The sequence below is a fragment of the Streptomyces sp. CO7 genome, assembly GCF_053474865.1.
Genome location: NZ_JBRIOU010000002.1, coordinates 537,791 through 542,910, shown reverse-complemented (window position 1 = coordinate 542,910; position 5,120 = coordinate 537,791). Strand labels below are relative to the sequence as shown.

Genomic DNA, 5,120 nt, shown 5'->3' with positions numbered 1-5,120 from the left:
CCCCTGATCCCCTGCGAAAGAGTCCGCCCATGTCCCGCCGCACCGCCGTCGTCGTCGGCGGCAGCATCACCGGAATGCTGGCCGCCGCCGTCCTGGCCGAGTACGCCGACGTCACCGTCGTCGAACGCGACCGGCTTCCCCAGGGGCCCGAACCGCGCCGGGGCCTGCCGCAGGCCCGGCACGCGCACGTGCTGTGGTCGGGCGGGGTGAAGGCCATGGAGTCGCTGCTGCCGGGTCTGGCGGAGGAGTTGACGGCCAGGGGTGCCTGGCGCGCCCGGATCATGACGGACCTGGTCTCCAAGGCCCCCTCGGGGCAGTGGTTCCGCCGCTTCACGCGTTCCCGGCACACCAACGTGGTGTGCGGCCGGGACCTGCTGGACGCCGTGGTCCGCGCCCGGGTGCTGCGCGACGCGCGGGTGACGCTGCGGACCGGCGTCGAGGCGGTCGGGCTCGCGGGCGCGCCGGACCGGGTCGTCGGCGTGGACGTGATGGCCGGTGAGGGCGGGGCGCGCGAGCGGCTGACCGCGGACCTGGTGGTGGACGCGAGCGGACGGGCGGGCCGCGCCCCCGTCTGGCTGGCGGAACTGGGGCTGCCTCCGGTGCCGGAGCGCACCGTCGACTCGGGCATGGGCTACGCCAGCCGTCTCTACCGTGCCCCTGCGGGGGCCGAGCGCTTCCCGGTGGTCAACGTCCAGGCGGATCCGCACGCCCCGATGGGACGGGGCGGCATCCTCAACCCGATCGAGGGCGGCCGCTGGCTGGTCACCCTGGCCGGCAGCCGTGACGGGCGCCCGACCTCCGACCCCGAGGCCTTCGTGCCGTTCGCGCGTTCCCTCCCTCATCCGGTGATCGGTGAACTGATCGCCGACGCCGAGCCGTTGGGGCCGGTGGTCACCACGCGCAGCACCGCCAACCGGCGCCGCTACTACGAGCGGGCCAGGCGTCTGCCGGCCGGCTTCGTCGTGCTGGGCGACGCGATCGCCGGCTACAACCCGGTGTACGGGCACGGGGTGAGCGCCGCCGCGCAGAGCGTCGTCGCGCTGCGCGAGGTACTGCGGCGGCACGACCTCACCGACCCGTCGACCGCCCGGCGGGTCCAGCGGGCCGCGGCACGGCCGGTGGAGAACGCGTGGAAGCTGGCGGTCGGGCAGGACGTGTTCTACCCGGGCGCCGCCGACCGGCCGCCGAGCCGCGCGGAGCGGCTGCTGGCCGGGTACGTGGACCGTGCCGTCGACGCCGGCGCCCGCAACCCGCGGGCGCTGCGCATCCTGCTCGACGTCATGAGCATGGAGTGTCCGGCCACCCGGCTGATGCGACCGGACATGCTCGCCGTGCTCCTCCTCGGCCGCCGCAAACCCCTGCTGGACGGCCCGCCGCTGAGCGAGGCCGAGCTGCGGGCGGTGGGACTTCCGGTGAGCGCCGTGGAGCGGACGCCCTCCGTCTAGACTGCTGCCATGACTGCCGGGTCGGCCACGGGCCACACACGAGTGAGGCGCCCGGCCTCGGCGTGACGTCGGCGCGGGCCCGCGGCCCGCCCCCGGTTCCGGATCCCCGCACCTCCACCTTCCGGAACCGACACTGGAGCGTCACCCGTATGTCCGTCACCGCAGTCCAGCTCGACCACGTCGTCGTCCACGCCAGGGACCGCGCGCTGTCCGCCGAATTCCTCGCCGCCGTCCTCGGCCTGCGGGTCGGGGCCCCCTTCGGCCCCTTCCTCCCGGTCGACCTCGGCAACGGCGTCACGCTCGACTTCTACGAGAAGCGCGACGAGCCGGTCCAGGGCCAGCACTACGCGTTCCTGGTCCCCGAGGAGCAGTTCGACGCGATGGTGGACCGCCTGGAGGCCCTGGGCGTCACCTACTTCGCCGACCCGCGCCACACCGAGCCGGGCCGCGTCAACCGGCTCTTCGGCGGACGCGGCGCGTACTTTGCCGACCCGGACGGCCACAACATGGAGATCATGACCCGTCCGTACGCCCGGCCCTGACCGCGCGGCGGTCGGAACCGAGGAGGGCACCGCCCGGGCCGTGGGAGCGGTGGAGGTCGCGCAGCAGCGCGACCTCCGCCCCGTGGTGGATCATCTCGCGATGGATGTGCAGGACGAGCGACGCCATCGGGTACTCGGCGAAGTCGTGTTCCGCGGGGCCGCAGCGGCGGGCGAGCCCTTCCTCGCCCAGGCGCCGCACCCCGGCCGTCCATGCCGCGTACGCCTCGTCGAGCTGGGCGAGGGCCTGGTCGGCGGTGCCGGCCCAGGGGAAGGCCGTGTACTCCACGGCCGGCCCGCCGAAGTGCGCGGCGACCCGCAGGCCCAGCACGCCGACCACCATGTGGCCCAGCCGCCAGGCGATCGTGGTCACCGGCGGCGGGTCGGGCTCGGGGCTGGCGTAGTCGATGGTGAACGCGCCGCCGCCCACCGCGAGCGGAGCGGTGCTCGTGCCCTGCGGGCGGACGCTCCAGCAGCCTCCCACCGGTTCCCAGAAGTACTCGTCGTCGGTGAGGCCGGCCAGCCGCGGCCGCAGCTGGTGGCGCCAGTGCCGGTCGAGCTGCTCGACCAGCTCGTGGTTCCAGTCGATGGACATCTCTCCACCGTAGGGCGGCGGGCCGCCTCGCCCGGGGCGCCGCGCCCCGAGCCCCTCCCGGTCCGCCGTCCGGTGCGCCGTCCTGGTCCGCGGTCCTGGTCCGCGGTCCTGGTCCGCGGTCCGGTGCGTTGTTCCGGTCTCCGTCCGGGGCGCCGTTCCGGGCGCGCACGGTGGTGCCCCACCCATCCGGCGGCAGGGGTGCCGTTCCGTGCGCGACCGGGGTGCCGTTCCCGGCCGGCGGCCGACGTGCCGTTCCGGCCGGTCGGGCGGAGGGCGTTCGCCTGCCGGACCGTGCTGGACGCCTCGTCCGGCGGCGGTCGATCATGGGGCGATGAGCGACGACAGCACGCCCGGACAGGGCTTCCTGATCCTGCACGGCTGGCAGAACCGCCGGCCGGCCGACCACTGGCAGCACTGGCTGGCCGACCGGCTCACCGGTCTGGGGCACGAGGTGGTGTACCCCCAGCTGCCCGACCCCGACGAGCCGAGCCTGGACGTCTGGCTGGCGGAGTACGAGGGGCACCTGGCCTCGCTGCGCGCCCGGCGCCGCACCGTCCTGTGTCACAGCCTCGCCTGCTGCACCTGGCTGCACGCCGTCGACCGCGGCCTGGTCCGCGATCCCGTGGACCGGGTCCTGCTGATCGCGCCGCCCGGGCCCGCCTTCCTGCGCGACGCCCCCGAGATCACCGCGTTCACCGCGCCGCCGGTCACCCCCGCCCAGCTGGGCGCCGCCGCCCGGCACACCCGGGTGGTCTGCGCCGACGACGACCCGTACTGCGTGGAGGGCGCCGACGCGGCCTACGCGCGTCCGTCGGCGGTGCCGGCGGACGTCCTGCCCGGCACCGCCCACCTGAACCCGGACTCCGGCTACGGCCCGTGGTCCGCCCTCCTCGACTGGTGTCTCTCCCCCGCCGCCGACTCCCCGGTGGGCGCGACCCGCTGAGCCGGCCGGAGCGGCGGATCAGCCCATCGTCTTCGCGCCGTCCAGGGTCTCGCGGATGATGTCGGCGTGCCCGGCGTGCTGGGAGGTCTCCGCGACGATGTGGAGCAGGGTCCGCCGGGCGGACCAGCTGCGGTCCCCCTCGAACCAGGGGGCCTTGGGCAGCGGGTGGCTCGCGTCCAGGTCGGGCAGGGTGGCCACCAGGCCGTCGGTGCGGGCCGCCACCCGGTCGTAGGCCTCGAGCAGCCCGGCCAGCGTCTCGTCGGGAAGCATGTGGAAGTCGGCCGCGCGCTTCTCCCAGTCCGCCTCCGTCATGGTCTCGAAGTCACCGAGGGCGGAGGGCCCCGTGAGGATGAAGTCGGCCCACGCCTTCTCCACCGAGGTCACGTGCTTGATCAGCCCGCCGAGGCTCAGCTCGCTCACGGTGGGCCGGTGCCGGGCCTGCTCGTCGGTGATGCCACGCACGGTCATGCGCAGGAACTGGCGGTGGCGCACCAGCATCTCCAGGATGTCTGCGCGCTCGCCCTCGAGGGTTCCGGTGGTGTCTGCCGTCGTGATCATTTCTTCGACGCTCATCTCGGTATCGCCTTCGTTCTCATTGCCAGGGGGACGCGGTGCCGTAGGCCGGTCGTCCCCCTCGTCCTCGGACAGGTCCACGCTAGATCGCATTGCGGCCGGTTTCTGTCCGCAATCGCCACCACACTGGATGACATGGCGAACACCAGTGCTCGTACCCTGAGGTTGCTCTCTTTGTTGCAGACGCACCGTTATTGGCCGGGGACCGAGCTCGCCGACCGGCTGGGCGTCTCGGCGCGGACGCTGCGCCGGGACGTCGACCGGCTCCGCGAGCTGGGCTACCCGGTGGAGGCGAACCGCGGGGTGGACGGCGGCTACCAGCTGGCGACCGGCGCCGCGTTGCCGCCGCTGGTGATCGACGACGAGGAGGCGGTGGCTCTGGTCCTCGGTCTCCAGGCGGCGGCGCAGAACGCGGTGGAGGGGATGGCCGACTCGTCGGTGCGGGCGCTGGCGAAGGTGGTGCGGGTGATGCCTGCCCGTCTGCGCCGCCGGGTGGAGGCGCTGCAGGAGGTGACGGTTCCGGTCCGGTGCGGCGGCGGCGAGGGCCCCGCGGTGGATCCCTCGGTGCTGACCACGGTGGCGCTGGCCTGCCGGAACGAGGAGCGCCTCCTGTTCGGCTACCGCGCCGCCGACGGCACCCGCACCGAGCGCCATGCCGAGCCGCACCGCCTGGTGCCGCTGGGCCGGCGCTGGTACCTGGTCGCCTACGACGTGGACCGGGCGGACTGGCGCAGTTTCCGGCTCGACCGGCTCAGCTCCCCGGAGGCCACCGGCGACCGGTTCCGGCCCAGGTCGCTTCCCGCCGCCGACACCGCGGCCTTCGTCAGGGCGGGACTGGAGAACCTGCCGCGCCCGCACCGCGTGGAGGTACTGGTCGACGCCCCGGCGGACACCGTCCGGCAGCGGATCGGCCGCTGGTGCCGGGTGGAGGAGACGGACGGCGCCCGCTGCCGGGTGGAGCTGACCACGGACGACCTGAACTGGGCGGTGACGGCCGTGGGCATGGCGGGGGCGGACTTCCAGGT

The 5,120-nt window shown here is 74.5% G+C and carries 6 protein-coding genes; 4 read left to right on the top strand and 2 right to left on the bottom strand.

Annotated features, from left to right (window positions below):
• Nucleotides 1-29 precede the first annotated feature (29 nt).
• Nucleotides 30-1,445, top strand: a complete 1,416-nt coding sequence (locus ACOV8S_RS04415) for an FAD-dependent oxidoreductase (RefSeq protein WP_448316204.1) — start codon at nt 30-32, stop codon at nt 1,443-1,445.
• 149 nt (nt 1,446-1,594) lie between these two features.
• Nucleotides 1,595-1,987, top strand: coding sequence for a VOC family protein (locus tag ACOV8S_RS04410; RefSeq protein WP_448316203.1), 393 nt, complete (start codon nt 1,595-1,597; stop codon nt 1,985-1,987).
• Here ACOV8S_RS04410 and ACOV8S_RS04405 read toward each other — a convergent pair.
• Nucleotides 1,959-2,579, bottom strand: coding sequence for a DinB family protein (locus ACOV8S_RS04405; protein WP_448316202.1), 621 nt, complete (start codon nt 2,577-2,579; stop codon nt 1,959-1,961). The genes ACOV8S_RS04410 and ACOV8S_RS04405 overlap by 29 nt on opposite strands.
• A 331-nt stretch (nt 2,580-2,910) precedes the next feature.
• On the opposite strand from ACOV8S_RS04405, the gene ACOV8S_RS04400 reads away from it, so the two are divergent.
• Complete coding sequence (locus tag ACOV8S_RS04400; protein WP_448316201.1) at nt 2,911-3,522, top strand: RBBP9/YdeN family alpha/beta hydrolase; 612 nt, start codon at nt 2,911-2,913, stop codon at nt 3,520-3,522.
• An 18-nt stretch (nt 3,523-3,540) separates the two neighbouring features.
• Here the strand turns inward: ACOV8S_RS04400 and ACOV8S_RS04395 are convergent, their stop codons facing one another.
• On the bottom strand, nt 3,541-4,095 hold the full coding sequence (locus ACOV8S_RS04395; RefSeq protein ID WP_448316200.1) for a DinB family protein: 555 nt from the start codon (nt 4,093-4,095) through the stop codon (nt 3,541-3,543).
• Between the two features lie 135 nt (nt 4,096-4,230).
• On the opposite strand from ACOV8S_RS04395, the gene ACOV8S_RS04390 reads away from it, so the two are divergent.
• Nucleotides 4,231-5,120 (top strand): helix-turn-helix transcriptional regulator (locus ACOV8S_RS04390; RefSeq protein ID WP_448316199.1); only part of this gene is annotated, 890 nt, incomplete at its 3' end.